This is a genomic window from Leucobacter allii (genome assembly GCF_022919155.1).
Lineage (GTDB): Bacteria > Actinomycetota > Actinomycetes > Actinomycetales > Microbacteriaceae > Leucobacter > Leucobacter allii.
In genome coordinates, this window is record NZ_CP095045.1 from 2,412,520 (window position 1) to 2,431,874 (window position 19,355).

A 19,355-nucleotide genomic window follows, 5' to 3' on the forward strand; every position below is an offset into this window, starting at 1 on the left:
TGCCGTGTCCCCACGCACCCGACGGCCCGAACGCGGCGGCCGCACCGCGCGCACGGTGATTCTGCGGATCGCCGGCGTGCTGGTGATCCTGCTCCTGATCTCGTTCCTCACCTTCACGCTGCTCTACCTCGCGCCCGGCGATCTCGTGAAGAACCTCCTCGGCAATCGTCCGAGCTCGCCCGATGCGATCGCGGCGATCCGCGCGCAGTACCGCCTCGACGATCCGTTCCTCGTCCGCTACGGCGACTGGCTCCTCAGCGCGCTCCGCGGCGACTTCGGGGTCTCGATCCGACTGCAGCAGCCCGTGACGGAGGTGATCGGGGCGCGACTCCCCCTGACCGTCCTGCTCATCGCGCTGGCCTTCCTCTTCGCGGTCGTCACGGCGGTCCCGCTCGGGATCTGGAGCGCGGCGCGCAACGGCAGCGCGATCGACCGCGCCGTGAGCGCCGCCTCGCTGTTCGGGCTCTCCGCGCCGAGCTTCGCGCTCGCCATCCTCGCGATCTCCGTGTTCTCGATCCTCATCCCGGTCTTCCCCGCCTACGGCGCGGGCGACGGCGGCCTGGACACGCTCTGGCACGTCCTCCTCCCCGCCCTCGTGCTCGCGCTCGGCATCGGGGCGATCCTCATGCGCATGACGCGCGCCGCGGTGCTGCGGGAGCTCGAGAGCGACGCCATCACCTTCGCCCGGGCGCGCGGCATCCCGGAACGGCGCGTGCGCGGCATCGCGCTGCGCGCGGCCCTCATCCCCATCGTGACGAGCGCCGGGCTCATCCTCACGTTCATCATCGGGGGCACCATCATCGTGGAGACCGTGTTCGCGCTGCCCGGCATCGGCCAGCTGCTCGAGGAGGCGGTGCTCTTCAAGGACCTGCCGGTCGTCCAGGCGATCACGCTGCTCGTGGCCGCCGCGATCGCCGGGATCACCATCCTCGTGGATCTGAGCTACCTCGCGCTCGACCCGCGGGTCCGGGCGAGGGAGCGTGCCGCATGAGCGCCCGCACCCGTCAGATCGTCCTCGCCGGCGGCATCCGCGGGCACCGGGGCGGGCACCGCGACGCGAGCGTCATCGCCTCCTGGCTGCTGCTCGGCGCGGTCGCGCTCTGCGCGGTCGCCTCGCCGTTCCTCGTCGGCGCCGCCACGGAGCAGAGCATCCTCGACGCCCTGCTCCCGCCCGGTGCGCCCGGTCATCCGCTCGGCACCGACGAGCTCGGCCGCGACGTGCTGCTCCTCACACTCGCCGGCACCGGTTCCGCGATCGCCGGCCCCGTCGTCATCGCGACGGGCTCGATGCTCATCGCCGTGCTCGTCGGCACGCTCGCCGGATACCTGCGCGGCGGCGTCGACTGGGGCGTGGGGCGCGTCGTCGACATTCTGCTCTCGCTCCCGGTGATGCTCGTGGCGCTCGTGGTCGCCGGCATCTTCGGCGCCGGCTACTGGGTCACCGTCGGCATGCTCATCGTGCTCTTCGCTCCCTCCGACATCCGCATCATCCGAGCGGGCGTCACTGAGCAGGCACCGCGCCCCTACGTCGAGGCGGCCCAGATGCTCTCCCTCTCCCCCGCTCGGATCATGTACCGGCACATCGTGCCCAACGTCTGGCCGTTGATCATGACGAATCTCATGCTCAACCTGGCCATCGCCCTCGTCACGCTGTCATCGCTGTCCTTCCTGGGCATCGGCGTGGCCCCGGGCACGCCGGACTGGGGCAGGCAGATCACGGACGGTCGCGGCATCATCGGGGACAACCCGGCGATGCTGCTCGTGCCCGCGATCCTCATCGTCCTCGTCGCGATGGCGATCAACGTCATCGGCGATCATCTCGGCGAACGGCTCCGCGAACGGGGGATGCAATGAACGTCTCGGCCGCCCGGGAGGGCGTCACCGTCTCCGGCCTCACCGTCTCGGGCGGGGGACGGGCGATCGTCGCACCGCTGGATCTCACCATCGCCCCCGGCGAGATGCTCGCGGTCATCGGCGAATCGGGCTCGGGCAAGTCGATGACGGCTCGGGCGATCACCGGACTCCTCCCCCGCGGCGTCTCCGCCTCGGGCCGCGCGGAGATCGACGGGCACGACTACGATCTCGCCGGCGACGCCGCGAACGCCTGGGCGAGGGTGCGGGGACCGCTCGCGACCCTGCTGCTGCAGGATCCGTTCACGAGCCTGAGCCCGGTCATCACCTGCGGTGCGCAGATCGCGATGACCGTCGAGGCCCGCCTCGCCGCCACCGGCGTCCGCGCGTCGCGCGGCGCCGTCCGCGAGGAGGTCGGCAGGCGGCTCGCCGAGGTGCAGCTCCCCGAGCGCGTCGCCGGGCAGTACCCGTCGGAGCTCTCGGGCGGCATGCGGCAGCGCGTCGCGATCGCCGCGGCGCTCGCTGCGGAGCCCCGCCTGCTCATCGCCGACGAGCCGACCACGGCCCTCGACGCGAGCACGCAGGGCGAGGTGCTCGATCTGCTGCGATCGCTGCAGGGCTCGCATCGCCTCTGCCTCATGCTCATCAGCCACGACCTCGGCATCGTCGAGGGTCGCGCGGATCGGGTCATGGTCATGCGCGGCGGCGAGATCGTCGAGCAGGGGCCCACCGCCGACGTGCTCCGGGCGGCGCAGCATCCCTACACCCGGGCGCTCATCGCGGCGAACCCGTCCATCTCCGACTCCCCCTCGTCCGCCTCCCGGACGGCACCCGGTCCCCCGCTACTCGTCGCCGCGGGGCTGTCGAAGTCCTTCGGCGCCACCCCGGCCCTGACCGACGCCTCGGTCGACGTCGCCGCCGGCGAGGTCGTCGCGATCGTCGGCGAATCCGGTTCGGGCAAGTCGACTCTGGCCCGTGCGATCGCCGGTCTGGAAGTGCCCGATGCCGGCTCCGTGACGCTCGCCGGCCGCACACTCGGACCCGGACGGCGCGGGCGTCGACCGACCGAGATCCAGATCGTCTTCCAGGACCCCTACTCGACGCTGAACCCCTCGTTCACGATCGGGCAGTCGCTCGCCGAGGCGATCCGCGCGGGCGGACGCGGCGGCCGGACGGTGTCGGAGCTCCTCGAGCTCGTCGAGCTCGACCCCGGCTTCGCCTCCCGACGCCCGTCCCAGCTCTCGGGCGGTCAGCGCCAGCGCGTCGCGATCGCCCGCGCGCTGGCCCCCGCGCCCGCGGTGCTGATCTGCGACGAGAGCGTCTCCGCGCTCGACGTGTCGGTCCAGGCGCAGATCCTCGCGCTGCTGCACCGGCTCCGCGACGAGCTCGGGCTCGCGATGCTCTTCATCACGCACGACCTCGGGGTCGTCGCGCGCGTGGCGGATCGGGTGGTGGTGCTCCGCAACGGCGAGATCGTCGAGCGCGGCACGACCGCCGCGGTGCTCGAGGCCCCGCAGCACGACTACACCCGGATGCTCGTCGCCGCGGCGCGCGCCGATAGCATCGACCGGCGCGCGAATGCGGACGCGCCGGCACCGAGACAGGAGGAACCCCGATGACCCCCACCCCGCCCGCAGGCATCGAGCTCGGCGCTGAGCCCGGCACGGCATTCCCCGAGCCGCTGCGCGGCTTCGCCGGCGGCGCGCGCGTCGCCTCGTGGGAGACCGAGCGGGCGCTCTGGGCCCCGCGCACGCTCCTCGCGCGGGACGCGGGCGGAGGGCTCCTCGGCGCCGCGCTGACCGCCGGGCGGCCGTTCGCCGCCTACCGCAAGATCGTCGATGTGATCGCCGAGGACGACGCGACGTGGGCGGCGCTCGTCCGCGCGGCTCGCGACGACGCCGCGGCCGTCTCGGAGTCGCGACCGGAGCCGATCGTCGTGCACTTCGAGCACCGCGCCGCCTTCGGCGCGCTGCCGGAGGAGCGCCGCGCGGAGCTCGGTCGCCTCGGCTTCGTCCCGGCCCGAGTGCCCGTGCCCTCGGTGCCGAGCACCCGCTCGGGCGCTCCGGAGGAGGTCGAGGTCTGGTCCTGGTGGCGGGGCGGGCGCGCTCCCGCGCTGCCCCCGTACTACGGGCAGACGACCGATGTCACCTGCGGGGCGGTCTCCTCGCTCATGGCGCTCGGCGTGCGCGGCGAGGAGCGGTTCGAACCCGAGGACCTCGCGGGCAACCGCGCGGCGGAGATCGGCTTCTGGCGTCGCGCGACGAACCTGCCGGCCTGCGAGCCGATCGGCCTCGCGGTGGAGACCGCGAAGGAGCTGCGCGCCGCCGATCCGGCCGCGCCGCTCCCCGCGGTGGTGCTGAGCGCCGCGGGGCCCGTGCTCGTCGAGGACTTCGGCGAGGAGTGGGATCGCGCGCTGCGGGTCGAGCTCCAGGAGGAGTCGCTGCGCCAGGCGGGCGAGCTCGGTCTCGAGGTCTCGCGCCGCTGGATCGAGGTGTCCGAGATCGCCGAGCTCATCGCGGGCGGCGCCCTCGTGCTCCTGCTGATCGACCTCACGGAGCTCATCGCCGACCCCACCCCGCACTGGGTGCTCGCGTGCGACGTGCTCGACGGCTCGATCGTGGTCGCCGATCCGTGGGTGAACGCCGAGACCGGGGAGACCTGGGCGGACACCTATGCGCTGCCGCTGCCCTTCGACACGGTCGATCGAGTGACGCGGTGGGGCGATCCCGCCTACCGCGGTGTCGTGGTCATCCCGCCCGCAGCGGGCTGAGGCCCCAGCGCCCCCGGCGCCTCGGCCCTCGCGCGGAGACTCAGGCGTCGGCGCCCGGCGGGGCCTCGACGACCACCTCGTCCTCCGGGTGCGGCTCGTGCAGGGCGTGGAGCATGCCGCGGGTGTCGCCGTGCAGGAAGTCGTCGACGAGCTCGTCGACCGCGACCGCCTCGTCGGTGCCCGGGGTCAGTTCAACGCGGATGCCGTTCGTGTGCGCAGATTTCCTGTCCATGCTTCACTGTACCCCCGCAAGCGCGTTTCCGGGATGACGAAACGGTGTCGGCGGGGTGCCGCGGGCGGCGCCGCGCGCTCCGCGCCCGGCACCCGCGTCCGCCTCAGTAGAGGAGGAACTGCGCGGTGCCGGTACCCTGCACCTGCGCGGCCGTCACGCGCAGGTGATAGGACGCGCCCTCGGCGGTCACGGGATCCCGCGTGATGTCGCAGGTCTCGGGGCTCGAGCGCGTGCGGTCCCAGGCGATCGCCTCGCTCTCGAGCACTTCTCCGGCGTCGACGATCACGGCGAGATGCTCGGGGTCCTCCTGGCAGTCCGCGGAGCGCCACACCTCGTCGTCGCCGCTCGACACGGCGAACTGCATGCCCGCGGTGCCGAGATCGGCGCTGCACGCCTCCTCGCCGGTGTTCTCGACGCTCAGCGACAGCTGCGGCGTCTCGCCCGCGGCGTAGTCGCCCTTGTCGGTGATGGGCGTGACCTTCAGCTGCCCCGCCGTGCAGTCGGGCACGCCGCCCGCGCCGTCGGCGGTCCCCTCGGCGGCCTCGGGTGCCGTCTCGCCGCTGCCGGCGATGTCGCTCGGCAGTTCCACGTCGGCGGCCGTCGGGGCGCCGTCGGCGCCCCCGGGGCGCAGGATCACGAGCGCGACGACGGCGACGATCGCGAGGAGGACCGCGAGCACCGCGATCCGCCGCCGGATGTACACCTTCCGGTCCTTCGGCCCCACCGGATCCCGCAGCGTCGACATGGCGTCAGCGTAGCCCCGTTCGGCGCTCAGAGCCGCTTCAGCATGCGCGTGTTGCCGAGCGTGTTCGGCTTCACCCTGGCGAGGTCGAGGAACTCGGCGACGCCCTCGTCGTTGGAGCGCAGCAGCTCCGCGTAGACGTCGGCGGCGACGAGCTCGGCGTCTTCCCCCACCTCGTCGAAGCCGTGGCGGCCGAAGAACGCCGTCTCGAAGGTGAGGCAGAACAGCTGCGTGAGCCCGAGGGCGCGCGCCCGTTCCTCGAGGGCCTCGAGGAGCCGGTGCCCGACGCCCCGGCCGAGCCACTCCTCCGAGACGCCGAGGGTGCGCACCTCGCCGAGCTGCTCCCACATCACGTGCACCGCACCGTAACCGATGACGACGTCCTCCGCAGTCGTGGCCACGAGGAACTCCGGCACCGCGCCGTAGAGCTCCACCAGGTCCTTGCCGAGGAGGATGCGGCGCGACACGAGCGGATCCATCAGCTCGACCATGCGGGGCACGTCGCCCGTTCGGGCGGTGCGGATCCGGATCTCGACGGGCTCGCTCATCCCCTCAGCCTACGCCCTCGCGAGCGTCGCTCCGCGCGCCGGTCGCCCGCCCGCGCGCCTCGGTCGCGCGGGCCCGTCGCCCACCCGACGCTCACGCGTGCTCGGGCATCAGCTCCGACTTCGCGCCGCGGATGCAGACGAGGGCGATCACCGCCGCGATGAGCAGCGCGCCCGCCGCCGCGAGGAAGACCGCACCGGAGCCGCTCGCCAGCGCCTCCGCATCGGAGGCGCCCGTCGTCGCGGCCTGCGCGCTCCGCGAGGCTGCCACGAGAGCGAAGAGCGACAGCCCGATGGAGCCGCCGAGCTGCATCGAGGCGTTGACCGTCGCTGAGGCGGCGCCCGCATCCTGCGGCGCGACGCCGATGAGCGCGAGATTCTGCAGCGGCACGAAGACCATTCCGAGCCCGGCGCCGAGCAGGATCAGCCCGGGCAGCACCTGCGCGAGGTAGTCGCCGTCCGCCGTGATCCGGCTCAGCCACAGCATCCCGGCCGCGGCGACGACGGGTCCGGCCACCATGAGCGGGCGCGGCCCGATCGCGGGCAGCAGCCGCGTGAACACCGGGACGACGAGGAGCGTGGAGACGGTCATGACGACGGTGGCGAGCCCCGCATGGAGCGGTGCCATGCCGAGCACGAGCTGGAGGTGCAGCGTGAGGTAGAGCGTCGCACCGATGAGCACGCTGCCCACGACGGCCTGCACGAGGTACGCGCCCGCCCGCACGCGGTGCGCGACGATCCGCAGCGGCAGCAGCGGATGCGCGACGCGCGACTCGATCCAGACGAAGAGCGCGAGCAGCACCGCGCCGCCGACGAGGCAGCCGATCGTCCCGGCGCTCGTCCAGCCCTCCTCGGCGAGCGTGAAGCCGTAGACGAGGGCGCCGAAGCCGAGCACGGCCGTGAACGCGCCCCACGCATCGAGTCCGGCGCCGCGCTGCCCACGGCTCTCGACGAGCACGAACGCGCCGACGATCACGGCCACGGCGACGAACGCGAGGTTCACGAGCAGGCACCAGCGCCAGCTGGCGACCTCCGTGAGCAGCCCGCCGAGCAGCAGGCCGACCGCGGCGCCGGATCCCGCGACCGCGCCGTAGACGGCGAAGGCGGTGTTGCGCTCGCGGCCGAAGGGGAAGGTCACGGTGAGCAGGGCGAGCGCGGCGGGGGCGAGCAGCGCGGCGCAGAGCCCCTGTAGCCCTCGGGCGATGACGAGCTCGGCGGCGCTCTGCGCCAGGCCGCCGTAGAGCGACGCGAGGCCGAAGCCGATCATGCCCGCCATGAAGGCGCGCTTGCGGCCCCAGGCGTCGGCGATCCGTCCGCCGAGCAGGAGGAGCGCCCCGAACACGAGCGCATAGGCGGTGACCACCCACTGGCGCTCCGCGTCGGTGAGGCCGAGGTCCCGCTGCGCCTGCGGCAGGGCGATGTTCACGATCGTGCCGTCGAGGACGACGACGAGCTGGGTGAGCGCGATCACGGCGAGCGCCCACCAGCGGCGAGCGGACGCGGCCGGGCGGAGCGCGGACGGCGCACCCGCGCTCGGGCGCGGCGCCGACGGCACGGCGGATCCGGCGGATCCGGCGGGAGCTCCCGCGGTCGGGATGCTCCCGGTCTCGGGAGCGGTGTCGAGGGAACGGGTCATGAGGCCTCCTCCAGGCATCAACGTCGAGTCGTGCTGGAGGTTTCAAGCCTCGGACCTGCGGTACCGCGCGGAGGCGACGACCGGGAAGACCACCCCGCGCGGAGCGCGGACAGATCACCCACTCTAGCAAAAACGGGACCCGGCCATCGGCCGGATCCCGTCTTGCCCGCGCGGCGCGCTACTCGTTCGTCGGGGCCGTCGACGCCACCGCGGCCGCGGCCGACGCCGAGGTCTCGCCGTGCGCCTTCTGCGCGCTGCGGTCCGTGACGAAGGTGAACTGGCCGTCCACGAAGTCGACCCGCACGAGGTCGCCCGCGAGCAGCTCGGCGCTCAGGATCCGCTCCGAGAGGCGATCCTCGATCTCCCGCTGCATCGCGCGGCGCAGCGGCCGGGCGCCCAGCGTCGGGTCGTAGCCGACCTCGGCGAGGCGCTCGCGCGCCGCCGGCGAGACCTCGATGCGCATGTCGCGATCGAGGAGGCGGTCCTTGAGCTGCTTCACGAAGAGGTCCACGATCTGCAGCAGCTCGGGCTTCGTGAGCTGCGGGAACACGATCGTGTCGTCGACGCGGTTGAGGAACTCGGGCTTGAAGTGCTTCTTCAGCTCCTCGTTGACCTTGCCCTTCATCGACTCGTAGCCGACCTGCGAGTCCCCCTCGAGCTGGAAGCCGACGGGGCCGCCGGCGATCGCGGTCGAGCCGAGGTTCGTGGTCATGATGATGACGGTGTTCTTGAAGTCGATCACCCGGCCCTGTCCATCGGTGAGGCGCCCCTCCTCGAGGATCTGCAGCAGCGAGTTGAAGATGTCGGGGTGCGCCTTCTCGATCTCGTCGAAGAGCACGACGGAGAAGGGCTTGCGCCGCACCTTCTCGGTGAGCTGCCCGCCCTCCTCGAAGCCGACGAACCCGGGGGCGCGCCGAAGAGGCGGGAGACCGTGTGCTTCTCGCCGTACTCGGACATGTCGAGCGAGATCAGGGCGTCCTCGTCATCGAACAGGAACTCCGCGAGTGCCTTGGCGAGCTCGGTCTTACCGACGCCCGTGGGGCCGGCGAAGATGAACGAGCCCGAGGGGCGCTTCGGGTCCTTGAGGCCGGCGCGCTGCCGGCGGATCGTCTTCGCGAGCGCGGAGATCGCCTCGTTCTGGCCGATGACGCGCTGGTGCAGGGCCTCCTCCATGAAGCGGAGCCGGCTGGTCTCCTCCTCGGTGAGCTTGAAGACGGGGATCCCGGTGGCCTGCGCGAGCACCTCGGCGATGAGTCCCTCATCGACCTCGGCGTTCGTCGCCACGTCGCCCGAGCGCCACTGCTTCTCGAGCCGCAGCCGCTCGGCGATGAGCTTCTTCTCCTCGTCGCGCTTGTTCGCGGCCTTCTCGAAGTCCTGCGCCTCGATCGCGGCCTCCTTGTCGGCGCGCACCACGGCGATCTTCTCGTCGAACTCGCGCAGCTCGGGCGGGCTCGACAGGATCGACAGGCGCAGCCGGGCGCCGGCCTCGTCGATCAGATCGATGGCCTTGTCCGGCAGGAAACGGTCCTGCACGTAGCGGTCCGCGAGGTTCACCGCGGCGACGATGGCGCCGTCCGTGATGGACACCTTGTGATGCGCCTCGTAGCGGTCGCGCAGCCCCTTGAGGATGTTGATGGAGTGCGGCAGCGACGGCTCGGCAACCTGGATCGACTGGAAGCGGCGCTCGAGCGCGGCGTCCTTCTCGAAGTGCTTGCGGTACTCGTCGAGCGTCGTGGCGCCGATGGTCTGCAGCTCTCCGCGCGCGAGCATGGGCTTCAGGATGTTGGCGGCGTCGATCGCGCCCTCTGCAGCCCCCGCGCCGACGAGGGTGTGGATCTCATCGATGAAGATGATGATGTCGCCGCGATTGCGGATCTCCTTCGTGACCTTCTTCAGGCGCTCCTCGAAGTCACCGCGGTAGCGGCTGCCCGCGATCATCGAGCCGAGGTCGAGCATGTAGACCTGCTTGTCCTTCAGCGTCTCGGGGACCTCGCCCTTGACGATGGCCTGCGCGAGCCCCTCGACGACGGCGGTCTTGCCGACGCCCGGCTCACCGATCAGCACGGGGTTGTTCTTGGAGCGCCGCGAGAGGATCTGCATGACCCGCTCGACCTCCTTCTCGCGCCCGATCACGGGGTCGAGCTTGCCCTCGCGGGCGGCCTGGGTGAGGTTGCGGCCGAACTGGTCGAGCACCTGCGAGCCCTTGGCGTCGCCGCCGGACTGGTCGGGGGCGCCCACCGTCGCGCTCTCCTTGCCGGCCTGGTAGCCGGAGAGGAGCTGGATGACGGTCTGCCGCACGCGGTTGAGGTCGGCGCCGAGCTTCACGAGCACCTGCGCCGCGACACCCTCGCCCTCGCGGATGAGGCCGAGCAGGATGTGCTCGGTCCCGATGTAGTTGTGACCGAGCTGCAGCGCCTCGCGCAGGCTCAGCTCGAGCACCTTCTTGGCGCGCGGGGTGAACGGGATGTGGCCGGCCGGCGGCTGCTGACCCGTGCCGATGATGTCGGTCACCTGCGCGCGCACGGCGTCGAGCGAGATCTCGAGCTGCTCGAGCGCCTTGGCGGCGACCCCCTCGCCCTCGTGGATGAGGCCGAGCAGGATGTGCTCGGTGCCGATGTAGTTGTGGTTGAGCATCTTCGCCTCTTCCTGGGCGAGGACGACAACGCGGCGAGCGCGATCGGTGAATCTCTCGAACATCTGTAACCTCCTGGGGTCGGGGCAGCTCGGGGTGCGGCTCCGGCCGATGGATCCAGGCTACGCGGTGATGCCGGATCGCGGGGCCGTGTTCGCCGCTGGCGTGACGCGGGGTTGACAGCGCCGATCCGCACGCGTCATAGTATCGATAAACGATAATAACGATCATCGATATGCCGGGTCCGCCCGGCCCCGGGGAGGAACCATGTCAGCGTCCGCACGAGAACCCGCACGAGAACCCGCACGCGAGCCGGCGCTCAGCCGCGGCGACGCCTGGGGTCTGTGGTGCTTCGTCGCCGCGGGCGGCGTCGTCGCCGTCGCCACGGCGGTCAGGGGCGTACTCCGGATCGGCGAGCTGCTCCGCAACTCGGGCGTCGACGTCCCCGCGGAGTTCCTCGGCACGACGGCGACAGCTCCAATCGGCCCGGACGGCGCCGCCGTCGAGGTCGTGCTCGACCGCGCGGAGCTGCACGTGGACGCCCTGCCCGCCGCCTCGGTGGCCGCCGGCGTCCTCGAGGCCGCCGTCGGGATCGCGGCGACCGCGACCGTCGTGATCCTGCTGACGCTGCTGTGCCGCGAGCTCGTCCGCGGCCGCATCTTCAGCCGGCGCAACACCCGCCTCGTCTCCGCGGCGGGGATCGTCTGGGTCTTCGGCGCGGCGCTCGCCCCGTTCTTCGGCAACATGGTGGCCAACGGCGCCTTCGCGCGGCTGTCCGACGGCGGCTTCGACAATGTCGTGATGGGGCTCGAGCTGCAGACCCTCATCGCCGGAACCTTCGTCGCGGCGTTCGCCGCCTCGGTCTTCGCCGTCGGCGATCGGTTCCGGCGCGACGCGGACGGCCTCGTATGAGCCCCGCGGAGCCCGAGGAGGGGCACGGGATCCGGTGCCGACTCGACGAGCTCCTCGCGGCGCGCGGTCTGACCCTCACCGAGCTCAGCGCGCGCGTCGGCGTGAGCGTCGTGAACCTCTCCGTCCTGAAGAACGATCGCGCGAAGGCGATCCGCTTCTCCACCCTTACCGCGATCTGCCGGGCGCTGGAGTGCGAGGTCGGCGAGCTCCTCGTGCTCGCGGCGGACTGAGCGCGCCGCTCATCCGCGGCCGCTACCGTGGACCCATGACCGCAGCCGCCTCCCGCCCCGCATCGATCGTCGTCGTCCGCCACGGCGAGACCGACTGGAACATCGGCCGCGTGATCCAGGGCCGCACCGAGGTGCCGCTGAACGCCCGCGGCCTCGCGCAGGCCGCCGAGGCCGCCGAGCTCCTCCGCGACCTGGGCGCGTGGTCCGGGGTGATCACCTCGCCGCTCGGCCGCGCCGTGCGCACCGGCGGGATCATCGCAGAGGCGCTCGGCCTCGCCGCGGGCGGGGTGGACCCCGAGCTCCTCGAACGGGACTTCGGCGCCGCCGAGGGGCTGCGGGTCGACGTGGCGCACGCCCGCTGGCCGGGCCTCGAGGTGCCCGGCGCCGAGACCCCTGCGGCGCTCGCGGAACGGGGATCCCGCGCCCTCGCCCGGATCCTGCGGGAGGCTCCCGGCTCGATCGTCGTGGCGCACGGCGCGCTCATGCGCTCCGCGCTCACGGCGCTCGGCGGCACGGAGGCCCCGCGGATCCTGAACGGTGAGGCGTGGCGGCTCTCCGCCGAGGCGCCGGGGAGCCCTCTCGGCATCAGCCGCATCGGCGCGCCCGCCGAGCAGCACGCCGTCTGAGCCGGCGCCCGAGGAGCGCTACTGGGCGGGCTGCTGCGGGGCCGGCTGCTGCGGAGCCGGCGGGGCCTGCTGCCCGATGGGCTCGATGACCACGGCGGTGCCGTAGGCGCAGAACTCCGTGAAGCTGCCGATCGAGCCGGAATCGAAGCGCATCGCGATCACGGCGTTCGCGCCGCGCCCCTGCGCCTCCGCCCACATGCGGTTCATGACCTCCCAGCGGGACTCGTAGATGACCTTGGTGTACTCGGGCATCTCGCCGCCGCCGAGGGAGCGGAACCCGGCGGTGAAGTTCTGGCCGAAGTTCGCGGAGCGCACGGTGAGCCCCATCACCTCGCCGAGGACCTGGGTCACGCGGTAGCCGGGCACGTCATTCGTCGTCACTACAAACATGAGCCGATCTTCGCACGGATCGCCGCCGCCGCGTTACTGCAGCGCCGAGGTGAGCCGCGCGAGACCGTCCAGGAGCTTCGCCGGCAGGGACTGCTGCAGCCACTCCTCGAGCGTCAGTTCGCGGGAGTTCTCCCGGTAGTAGTCGTTCACGCCGTCAAGGTCCCGCACGAAGGACGCCCCGTGCACGACCATCGAGATCTCCATGTTCAGCCCGAACGAGCGCTGGTCCATGTTCGAGGAGCCCACGACGGCGACGTCGTCGTCGATCGTGAAGTGCTTCGAGTGCAGGATGTACGGCGGCCGGAACATCCAGATGCGCACGCCGGCCCGGAGCAGCTCCTCGTAGTAGGAGCGCTGCGCGTGGTAGACGACGGCCTGGTCGCCGATCTCGGAGACGAAGAGTTCGACGTCGACCCCGCGCGCCGTCGCGGCGCGCAATGCGTTCATGATCGAACCGTCCGGAACGAAGTACGGACTCGTGATGCTGATCCGTCGCTGCGCCGTGTAGAGCAGCGAGACGAAGACCTGCAGGTTGTTCTCCCCCGCGTACCCCGGGCCGCTCGGCACGATCTGGCAGTCGAGGGTCCCCGGCCGCTCCGCGTCGAAGGACTCCTCGGCGAGGTGGGTGAGGTACTCCCCCGTCTCGAGGTACCAGTCGCCCTGGAAGACCGCCTCGAGCCCGAGCACGATCGGGCCCTCGACGCGGACCATCAGGTCCTTCCAGTGCAGGCCGCGGCGCCGGTTCGACGCCTTGTTGTAGCTCGAGTCGACGAGGTTCTGCGATCCCATGAACCCCACGCGGCCGTCGACGACGATGAGCTTGCGGTGGTTGCGCAGGTCCGGCCGCTGGTACTCCCCGCGCCACGGGCGGACGGGCAGCATGTAGGCCCAGTCGGCGCCCGCGGCCGTAAGGCTCTCCGCCGTGCGCTTCGCGCCCGGATTGCGCACCGCGGAGATGTGGTCGAGCAGCACGCGCACCTGCACGCCGCGCGCCGCGGCCTCGCGGATCGCCGCGAAGACGTCGTCGGTGGCGTCATCGTGCACGAGGATGTAGAACTCGATGTGCACGTAGTGCCGCGCCTCGCGGATCGCCGCGGCCATCTGCGCGAACGACGCCTCGTAGTCGATGCACAGCGTCGCCGTGTTGTCGCGCAGCATCGGCTGGGCCCCGAGCGAGCGGCCGAGCTTCACGGCGTTGCGAAGCCCGGTGTGCAGCCCTTCGACGTGCGTGACGAGCTCGGCCTCCTCGCGCTCGGCGATCTCGGCGACGAAGCTGTTGATGGCGCCCTGCTTCTCCTCGCGGGACCGGGGCAGCCGCTTGCTCCCGATGACGAGGAAGAGCAGGAGTCCGGGGACGGGCAGCGCGAAGATGGCCATCAGCCAGGCCATGCCCGCGGTGGGGCGGCGGTTGTGCGGCACGACGAACAGGGCCACGAGGCGGATCAGGTTGTCCACGATGAGGACGGAGACCGTCCACACGAGCGGCCAGTTGATGCCCAACCAGCTGAGATCCATGCCGCCCCCTCCGATTCTCGCGCGCACCAGCCGTTCGGCTGGGAACACTCTATCGGGAGGGAGGAGGGCTCAGGCGCCGGGGCGCGGCTCCTCGGCGACGGGGAGCCCGGCCTTCGCCCGCTCTTCCCGTTCGATCTCCTGGTAGACCCGTCGCTCCGTGCGATCCGCGCGCAGGATCAGCCGCAGCACCATCCAGAAGAAGAGTCCGACCAGCACGGTCGGGGTCAGCGACCACACCGCGTTCAGCCACCAGTCATCCATAGTGCCTCGAGTCTAGCGCCGCTTCCGCGGGGATTTCCTGGGCGCGGCCCGCGGGGCGCGCTACTTGACGAGCGGGAAGAGGATGGTCTCGCGGATCCCGAGCCCCGTGAGCGCCATGAGCAGGCGGTCCATGCCCATCCCCATGCCGCCCGTCGGCGGCATGCCGTGCTCGAGCGCGCGCAGGAACTCCTCGTCGACACCCATGGCCTCGTCGTCGCCGCGGGCCGCCTCGGCCGCCTGCTGCACGAAGCGTTCCCGCTGCACGACGGGGTCGACGAGCTCCGAGTAGCCGGTGGCCAGCTCGAAGCCGCGCACATAGAGGTCCCACTTCTCCACGACCCCGGGGATCGTGCGGTGGTGCCGGGTGAGCGGGCTCGTCTCGACCGGGAAGTCCATGACGAAGGTCGGCCGCGTCAGCCCGTCCTTCACGAAGTGCTCCCAGAGCTCTTCGACCAGCTTGCCGTGGTTCGGCAGCTGCACCTGGACGCCCTCGGCATCGGCGATCGCCTGCAGGTCGGGCACCGGAGTCTCCGGCGTGATCTCGCGCCCGGCCGCCTCGGAGAGGGTGCCGTACATCGAAATCCGGTCCCAGTCCCCGCCGAGATCGAAGAGCGTGCCGTCGGCCCACTGCACCACGTGCGTGCCCTCCCGCTCGGTGCCGACGTTGGCGGCGAGCGCGGCGTTCTGCACGAGCGCCTGCGTCAGATCGGCGATGCCGTGGTAGTCGCTGTAGGCTTCGTAGGCCTCGAGCATCGCGAACTCGGGGCTGTGCGTCGAGTCCGCGCCCTCGTTGCGGAAGTTGCGGTTGATCTCGAAGACGCGCTCCAGTCCGCCGACGGCGGCGCGCTTGAGGTAGAGCTCGGGGGCGATGCGCAGGTAGAGCTCCGTGTCGAAGGCGTTCGAGTGCGTGATGAACGGTCTGGCCGAGGCGCCGCCGTGCATGGTCTGCAGCATCGGGGTCTCGACCTCGATGTAGTCGCGCTCGGCGAAGGTGCGCCGCAGGCTCGCCATGGTGCGGGCGCGGGTGACGACGTTGCTGCGCGCCTGGGGCCGCTGGATCAGGTCGAGGTAGCGCTGGCGGACCCGCGTCTCCTCGCTGAGCTCCGCGTACATGTTGGGCAGGGGCATGATCGCCTTGGCCGCGATCCGCCACTCGGATACCATGATGGAGAGCTCGCCGCGCCGGCTCGAGATCACCTGGCCGCGCACGAAGAGGTGATCGCCGAGGTCGACGAGCTCCTTGTAGCGGGCGAGGGATTCCTCCCCCACCTCGGCGAGGCTCACCATCACCTGGATGCGCTCGCCGTCGCCCGCCTGCAGGCTGCCGAAGCAGAGCTTCCCGGTGTTGCGCTGGAAGACGACGCGGCCGGCGATGCCGACGGTCTCGCCGCTCTCCTCACCGGTCTCCAGCCGCCCCCACGTCGCCCGCACCGCGGGGATGGTGGTGGTGACCGGCACCGACACCGGGTAGGCGCCGCCGGCGAGCTCGGCGCCCTCGTTCAGCCGGTCCCGCTTCTCGAGGCGCACGCGCTTCTGCTCGAAGACCTCGGCGGCGCCCGCCGCGTCGGCGGCCGGAGCCGTGGTCTCGGCGCCCGGGGCGCTCGGTGCTGCGGCGTTCTGCTCGCTCATCGGGATGGGGTCCTCCATGCTGGCTGGCGTACCGATCCATCCTAGCTTCCCCGTCAGGCTTCGGGATCCGGCTCGGCCCCGGGGCCGGTGTGAGCCGCGAGGAGCGCCTCTTCGACGGCGGCGCGCACCACGCCGCCGACCACCCGGTCCGGCTGCGCGAGACCGAGCTCGCGCAGGGCTCCCGCGGCCTGCCGCACGACGGCGCCGGAGAACTCGACGGCGGCCGCCATCGCCTCGGCGTAGGCCGGCCGATCCTCCTCGCGCACGATCACGGGTTCCGCTCCCATCTCGACCGCGAGCGCCTGGCCGATCGGCAGTACCGGGCCCGGCGCCGTGACCGCGACCGCGGCCCCGGCGAGCCGGCTCAGGTCGAGGCTCGTGCCCGTGAAGACGAGTGCCGGGTGGAGGGCCAGCGGGATCACTCCGGCGGCGAGCGCCGGGGCGAAGACGCCGAATCCGTGCTCCGGCGCGGTGTGGACGGCGAGCTGGCCCGGCTGCCACGCCCCGGTCGCGGCGAGACCGGACACGAGCGCCGGGAGCTCGGCGCCGGGGATCGCGAAGAGCACGAGCTCCGAGCGGCGCACGACCTCGGCGACCTCGAGGACCGGCACTCCGGGGAGCATGCTCTCGGCGCGCTCGCGGCTCTCCGCGCTGACGGCGCTGATGCCCGTGATCGCGTGCCCGGCGCCGGCGAGGGCGCGCGCGAGGACGGGGCCCACCCGGCCGGCTCCGACGACGCCGACGCCGAGCCGCGACGCGCTGGCCGCGGACGCCGAGGGCCCGCTCATGGGGCCCCCGGGACGTTCCCCGGGGCGTCCCCGGGGACGTCCCCCGGGACGTCGGCGAGCCGGGCCGGGCCGTGCGGCTCGGCCCCCGCCGCGCGAGGCGCCGGAATGCCGGTTCCCGCTTCGGCGACTCGAGCCGGGGGGCGCTCCGGGAGTCGATCCTGAGCGTCGGAGAGCTCGCGCGCCTCGGCGTTCTGGATCCGCAGCACGTCCGCCTCGAGCACGTCGAAGAGCTCGCGAGCGGGTTCCAGCGCGATGCCGCGCATCTCCATGCGCACCGGGCCGAGCACCGTGTGCGCCTGGAGCGAGGCGAGCCCGAGCCAGCGGTGGACGAGCGGGCGGCGCAGCTGCACGGACTGGGCCCGCACGAGCGGCATGATCGAGAGGGAGCGGGTGAGCGCGCCCCGCCGGATGCGCAGCGTCGCATCGGCAGAGCCCGTCTCCGCGACGGCGACGCCGGCCCGACGCCGGCCGAACCACAGCACCCACCCCGCGCGCGGCCCCGCGCCGAGATACCCGGTGCCGGCGCCGCTCAGCGCGTCCCGGAGCGCCGCGATCCCGCGCTCGTCGTCACCGACGCCGGGCAGCAGCGCCTCGATGACGCGCAGCACGTCCGCCTCGGTCCCGACCGGCAGCACGACGTTCTGGGTCGCGTTCTGTCCGCCCTGCGCGACGGAGTGCCCGGCCGTCGTGATCCGCGCCCGCCACCAGCCGAGCGGCCGCCACAGCAGCGGCTGCCGCGCCTCGACCGCGTGGATGCGACCGAAGGGGATGGACTCGGTCATGGTCGAGGTGAGCCCCGAGCCGGTGCGGATCGCATCCCGCCCCCGGGAGAGCGCGAAGTTGAAACCCTTGTTGAACTGGCTGAAGACGATGCCCACCATGACGATGCCGAGCGGGATCACGGTGAGGATCAAGGCCGGCTCGAAGACGGCGCCGCCCGCGACGACGAGGACGGCGATGAGCATCACCACGACCGCTTCCCAGCCGAGCGCGATGCTGCCGATGAGGCGCCCGAGCGGCACCTTCACGAGGGCGTCGGCGGCGAGCGCGGCCGGGTCGATGTCGAAGTCCGCGAAGTCCTGGGCGCGCGCGGAGAGCCGATCCCCGGCCGGCGCGTAGGGACGGCCGTCGATGCCGACGGCCGTCGTCGCGGGATCGGGGGTCGCGCCGCTCGCCTCCGCCGCGCGGTCCCCCGACGCGACCGCATAGTCCCCCGATGCGAACGCGTTATCCCCCGATGCGGCCGCGCGCGGAGCCGCCGCGGTCTCGGGCGTCTCGCTGGGGCCGGGGAATCCGCCGGGCGCAGACCCCTCGCCGCGCTTCACGGCCGCGCGCCGCACGATCTGCTCCCGCACCGTCTTGGCGTCCCCGTGCGCGAGGTAGGCGAGTTCGACCTTGCCGCCCTGACCGGCGGTCACGATCTCGATCTTCGTCAGCCCGAAGGCGCGCGCGAGGAGGGAGCGCTGCAGGTTGACGCTCTGGATCCGCTCGAGCGGTGCGCGTCGGTGCGTGCGGAAGAGCACCCCGCGCCGGGCCTCGACGTCGTCCTCGCCGATGCGGTACGTCGCGAAGCGCCATGCGACCCAGGAGAAGACGATGATGAGCACGAGCACGAGGAGCACCCCGCCCAGCACGAGCAGCAGGAGCCCCTCGGCCGCGAGGTACTCGTAGAGGTCGACGATGTCGCCCTCGCCGTTCATATCGACCTCGACGCCGCCGCCCGTGAAGCGGTCGGAGAAGAAGAGGTTCACGAAGTGATCGCGGAAGTTCGCGAAGACGATGCCCGCGACCACGATGAGCACGACTCCGCCGCGCAGCAGCGGCGAGAGCGGATGGAGGCGCCGCCACCCCTCGGCATCCGCGTTGCCGGGCAGCGCGGCGTCGGAGATCGCGGGACCGCCGGCCTCCGTCACAGGCCCGACCTCCGGGTCTCGGCGAGCGCGACGAGCCGGTCGCGCAGCGCCTCGGCGTCCTCGTTGCGCAGACCGGGCAGCTGCACCCCGGTCGCGGCGGAGGCCGTCACGAACTTGAGCGTCGCAAGGCCGAGGGCGCGCAGCAGCGGCCCCCGCGTGATGTCCACGAGCTGCAGTCGTCCGTACGGCACGGCGACGATCCGCTCGAACATGATCCCGCGCCGGAAGAGCAGATCGTCCTCGCGGAGGATGTAGCCGATCGCGCGGACGCGCCGGAAGGCGAACAGGGCATTGACGAGCAGCGCCGCAGCCACGATCGGGAGGATGATGCGCGGCGGCAGCGGAGCGTCGCCGGAGGTGGCGACGAGCACGATCACGAGTGCGGCGACGACCGCGAGCACCAGGAGCAGGTTGATCGCCAGATCCGCCCAGGCGTAGGCGGAGGACACCCGCTGCCAGGCCGGGACGTCGTTCGGGGGGACGGCGGACTCGCTCGACGGCGCCGGGGCGTTCTTCGCTTCCTCGTTCACGCCTCCAGCATAGGAGGTACGTCCGACGCCCGCCCCTCGCGCCGCGTCGGCTGGAGCCCCGCCTCATGTCCGTGAGTGACCGGCGGCCGCGCCTCGGGCTCAGCGCTCTCCGAACCATGATGCGCCCGCGTTCCCGCGTGCGGCGCAGGCCGA

General features: G+C 72.3%; 19 protein-coding genes and 1 pseudogene. 7 read left to right on the top strand and 13 right to left on the bottom strand.

Features of this window, described 5'->3' with window-relative positions; genetic code table 11:
• Positions 1–4: 4 nt before the first annotated feature.
• Genes MUN78_RS11210 through MUN78_RS11225 form a run of 4 tightly spaced genes read left to right on the top strand, consistent with a single transcriptional unit; the run spans position 5 to position 4,621 of the window.
• The gene (locus MUN78_RS11210; RefSeq protein WP_244689955.1) at positions 5–991 is read left to right on the top strand and encodes an ABC transporter permease; all 987 of its coding nucleotides are present in this window, start codon (positions 5–7) and stop codon (positions 989–991) included.
• On the top strand, positions 988–1,854 hold the full coding sequence (locus tag MUN78_RS11215; RefSeq protein ID WP_244689957.1) for an ABC transporter permease: 867 nt from the start codon (positions 988–990) through the stop codon (positions 1,852–1,854). Before MUN78_RS11210 ends, MUN78_RS11215 begins: the two co-directional genes overlap by 4 nt.
• The gene (locus tag MUN78_RS11220) at positions 1,851–3,470 is read left to right on the top strand and encodes an ATP-binding cassette domain-containing protein (RefSeq protein ID WP_244726483.1); all 1,620 of its coding nucleotides are present in this window, start codon (positions 1,851–1,853) and stop codon (positions 3,468–3,470) included. Before MUN78_RS11215 ends, MUN78_RS11220 begins: the two co-directional genes overlap by 4 nt.
• Positions 3,467–4,621, top strand: coding sequence for a peptidase C39 family protein (locus MUN78_RS11225; RefSeq protein WP_244726485.1), 1,155 nt, complete (start codon positions 3,467–3,469; stop codon positions 4,619–4,621). The genes MUN78_RS11220 and MUN78_RS11225 overlap by 4 nt, the downstream gene beginning before the upstream one ends.
• Positions 4,622–4,661: 40 nt before the next feature.
• Here the strand turns inward: MUN78_RS11225 and MUN78_RS11230 are convergent, their stop codons facing one another.
• From MUN78_RS11230 to MUN78_RS11250, 6 genes and pseudogenes are all read right to left on the bottom strand, one after another.
• The gene (locus tag MUN78_RS11230; RefSeq protein WP_244689963.1) at positions 4,662–4,853 is read right to left on the bottom strand and encodes a hypothetical protein; all 192 of its coding nucleotides are present in this window, start codon (positions 4,851–4,853) and stop codon (positions 4,662–4,664) included.
• 103 nt (positions 4,854–4,956) lie between these two features.
• Positions 4,957–5,598: a hypothetical protein gene (locus tag MUN78_RS11235; protein ID WP_244726487.1), complete on the bottom strand. Its 642-nt coding sequence runs from the start codon at positions 5,596–5,598 to the stop codon at positions 4,957–4,959.
• A gap of 26 nt (positions 5,599–5,624) precedes the next feature.
• Positions 5,625–6,143 carry an amino-acid N-acetyltransferase gene (locus MUN78_RS11240; RefSeq protein WP_244689967.1) on the bottom strand — a complete coding sequence of 173 codons (519 nt, stop codon included), beginning with the start codon at positions 6,141–6,143 and terminating at the stop codon, positions 5,625–5,627.
• Between the two features lie 91 nt (positions 6,144–6,234).
• On the bottom strand, positions 6,235–7,776 hold the full coding sequence (locus MUN78_RS11245) for an MFS transporter (RefSeq protein ID WP_244726489.1): 1,542 nt from the start codon (positions 7,774–7,776) through the stop codon (positions 6,235–6,237).
• A gap of 178 nt (positions 7,777–7,954) precedes the next feature.
• Positions 7,955–8,401, bottom strand: coding sequence for a hypothetical protein (locus tag MUN78_RS16815; protein WP_429952324.1), 447 nt, complete (start codon positions 8,399–8,401; stop codon positions 7,955–7,957).
• Positions 8,393–10,473, bottom strand: a pseudogene (locus tag MUN78_RS11250) (ATP-dependent Clp protease ATP-binding subunit); the annotation flags it as partial. The pseudogene MUN78_RS11250 and the gene MUN78_RS16815, both read right to left, overlap by 9 nt.
• A 202-nt stretch (positions 10,474–10,675) precedes the next feature.
• Between MUN78_RS11250 and MUN78_RS11255 the strand changes: the two are divergent.
• From MUN78_RS11255 to MUN78_RS11265, 3 genes are read left to right on the top strand one after another with little or no spacing between them, the layout of a single operon-like run.
• Positions 10,676–11,320 carry a hypothetical protein gene (locus tag MUN78_RS11255; RefSeq protein ID WP_244726490.1) on the top strand — a complete coding sequence of 215 codons (645 nt, stop codon included), beginning with the start codon at positions 10,676–10,678 and terminating at the stop codon, positions 11,318–11,320.
• Positions 11,317–11,550 carry a helix-turn-helix domain-containing protein gene (locus MUN78_RS11260; protein WP_244689974.1) on the top strand — a complete coding sequence of 78 codons (234 nt, stop codon included), beginning with the start codon at positions 11,317–11,319 and terminating at the stop codon, positions 11,548–11,550. The genes MUN78_RS11255 and MUN78_RS11260 overlap by 4 nt, the downstream gene beginning before the upstream one ends.
• Positions 11,551–11,585: 35 nt before the next feature.
• Entirely contained in the window at positions 11,586–12,176 is a 591-nt protein-coding gene (locus MUN78_RS11265; RefSeq protein ID WP_244726492.1) for a histidine phosphatase family protein, read from the top strand.
• Between the two features lie 18 nt (positions 12,177–12,194).
• Here MUN78_RS11265 and MUN78_RS11270 read toward each other — a convergent pair whose 3' ends face one another.
• The 7 genes from MUN78_RS11270 to MUN78_RS11300 all read right to left on the bottom strand — a co-directional run bounded on the left by MUN78_RS11270 (position 12,195) and on the right by MUN78_RS11300 (position 19,202).
• Entirely contained in the window at positions 12,195–12,566 is a 372-nt protein-coding gene (locus MUN78_RS11270) for a YbjQ family protein (RefSeq protein WP_244726494.1), read from the bottom strand.
• A gap of 33 nt (positions 12,567–12,599) precedes the next feature.
• Positions 12,600–14,081, bottom strand: a complete 1,482-nt coding sequence (gene cls, locus MUN78_RS11275; RefSeq protein WP_244689980.1) for a cardiolipin synthase — start codon at positions 14,079–14,081, stop codon at positions 12,600–12,602.
• Between the two features lie 69 nt (positions 14,082–14,150).
• On the bottom strand, positions 14,151–14,342 hold the full coding sequence (locus MUN78_RS11280; RefSeq protein ID WP_244689982.1) for a hypothetical protein: 192 nt from the start codon (positions 14,340–14,342) through the stop codon (positions 14,151–14,153).
• A gap of 60 nt (positions 14,343–14,402) precedes the next feature.
• Positions 14,403–15,971: a lysine--tRNA ligase gene (gene lysS, locus MUN78_RS11285; protein ID WP_244689984.1), complete on the bottom strand. Its 1,569-nt coding sequence runs from the start codon at positions 15,969–15,971 to the stop codon at positions 14,403–14,405.
• Between the two features lie 53 nt (positions 15,972–16,024).
• Entirely contained in the window at positions 16,025–16,759 is a 735-nt protein-coding gene (locus tag MUN78_RS11290) for a DUF2520 domain-containing protein (protein ID WP_244726496.1), read from the bottom strand.
• On the bottom strand, positions 16,756–18,672 hold the full coding sequence (locus tag MUN78_RS11295; protein WP_244726498.1) for a PH domain-containing protein: 1,917 nt from the start codon (positions 18,670–18,672) through the stop codon (positions 16,756–16,758). The genes MUN78_RS11290 and MUN78_RS11295 overlap by 4 nt, the downstream gene beginning before the upstream one ends.
• Entirely contained in the window at positions 18,669–19,202 is a 534-nt protein-coding gene (locus MUN78_RS11300) for a PH domain-containing protein (protein ID WP_244726500.1), read from the bottom strand. The genes MUN78_RS11295 and MUN78_RS11300 overlap by 4 nt, the downstream gene beginning before the upstream one ends.
• Positions 19,203–19,355: the final 153 nt, after the last annotated feature.

Bases quoted from the DNA above. Each gene is read 5' to 3' on its own strand.
- lysS (WP_244689984.1), bottom strand. From the start codon at position 15,971: ATGAGCGAGCAGAACGCCGCAGCACCGAGCGCCCCGGGCGCCGAGACC.
- MUN78_RS11290 (WP_244726496.1), bottom strand. From the start codon at position 16,759: ATGAGCGGGCCCTCGGCGTCCGCGGCCAGCGCGTCGCGGCTCGGCGTC.
- cls (WP_244689980.1), bottom strand. From the start codon at position 14,081: ATGGATCTCAGCTGGTTGGGCATCAACTGGCCGCTCGTGTGGACGGTC.
- MUN78_RS11260 (WP_244689974.1), top strand. From the start codon at position 11,317: ATGAGCCCCGCGGAGCCCGAGGAGGGGCACGGGATCCGGTGCCGACTC.
- MUN78_RS11215 (WP_244689957.1), top strand. From the start codon at position 988: ATGAGCGCCCGCACCCGTCAGATCGTCCTCGCCGGCGGCATCCGCGGG.
- MUN78_RS11270 (WP_244726494.1), bottom strand. From the start codon at position 12,566: ATGTTTGTAGTGACGACGAATGACGTGCCCGGCTACCGCGTGACCCAG.
- MUN78_RS11255 (WP_244726490.1), top strand. From the start codon at position 10,676: ATGTCAGCGTCCGCACGAGAACCCGCACGAGAACCCGCACGCGAGCCG.
- MUN78_RS11280 (WP_244689982.1), bottom strand. From the start codon at position 14,342: ATGGATGACTGGTGGCTGAACGCGGTGTGGTCGCTGACCCCGACCGTG.
- MUN78_RS11245 (WP_244726489.1), bottom strand. From the start codon at position 7,776: ATGACCCGTTCCCTCGACACCGCTCCCGAGACCGGGAGCATCCCGACC.
- MUN78_RS11265 (WP_244726492.1), top strand. From the start codon at position 11,586: ATGACCGCAGCCGCCTCCCGCCCCGCATCGATCGTCGTCGTCCGCCAC.
- MUN78_RS11220 (WP_244726483.1), top strand. From the start codon at position 1,851: ATGAACGTCTCGGCCGCCCGGGAGGGCGTCACCGTCTCCGGCCTCACC.
- MUN78_RS11230 (WP_244689963.1), bottom strand. From the start codon at position 4,853: ATGGACAGGAAATCTGCGCACACGAACGGCATCCGCGTTGAACTGACC.
- MUN78_RS11240 (WP_244689967.1), bottom strand. From the start codon at position 6,143: ATGAGCGAGCCCGTCGAGATCCGGATCCGCACCGCCCGAACGGGCGAC.
- MUN78_RS16815 (WP_429952324.1), bottom strand. From the start codon at position 8,401: ATGAAGGGCAAGGTCAACGAGGAGCTGAAGAAGCACTTCAAGCCCGAG.
- MUN78_RS11235 (WP_244726487.1), bottom strand. From the start codon at position 5,598: ATGTCGACGCTGCGGGATCCGGTGGGGCCGAAGGACCGGAAGGTGTAC.
- MUN78_RS11225 (WP_244726485.1), top strand. From the start codon at position 3,467: ATGACCCCCACCCCGCCCGCAGGCATCGAGCTCGGCGCTGAGCCCGGC.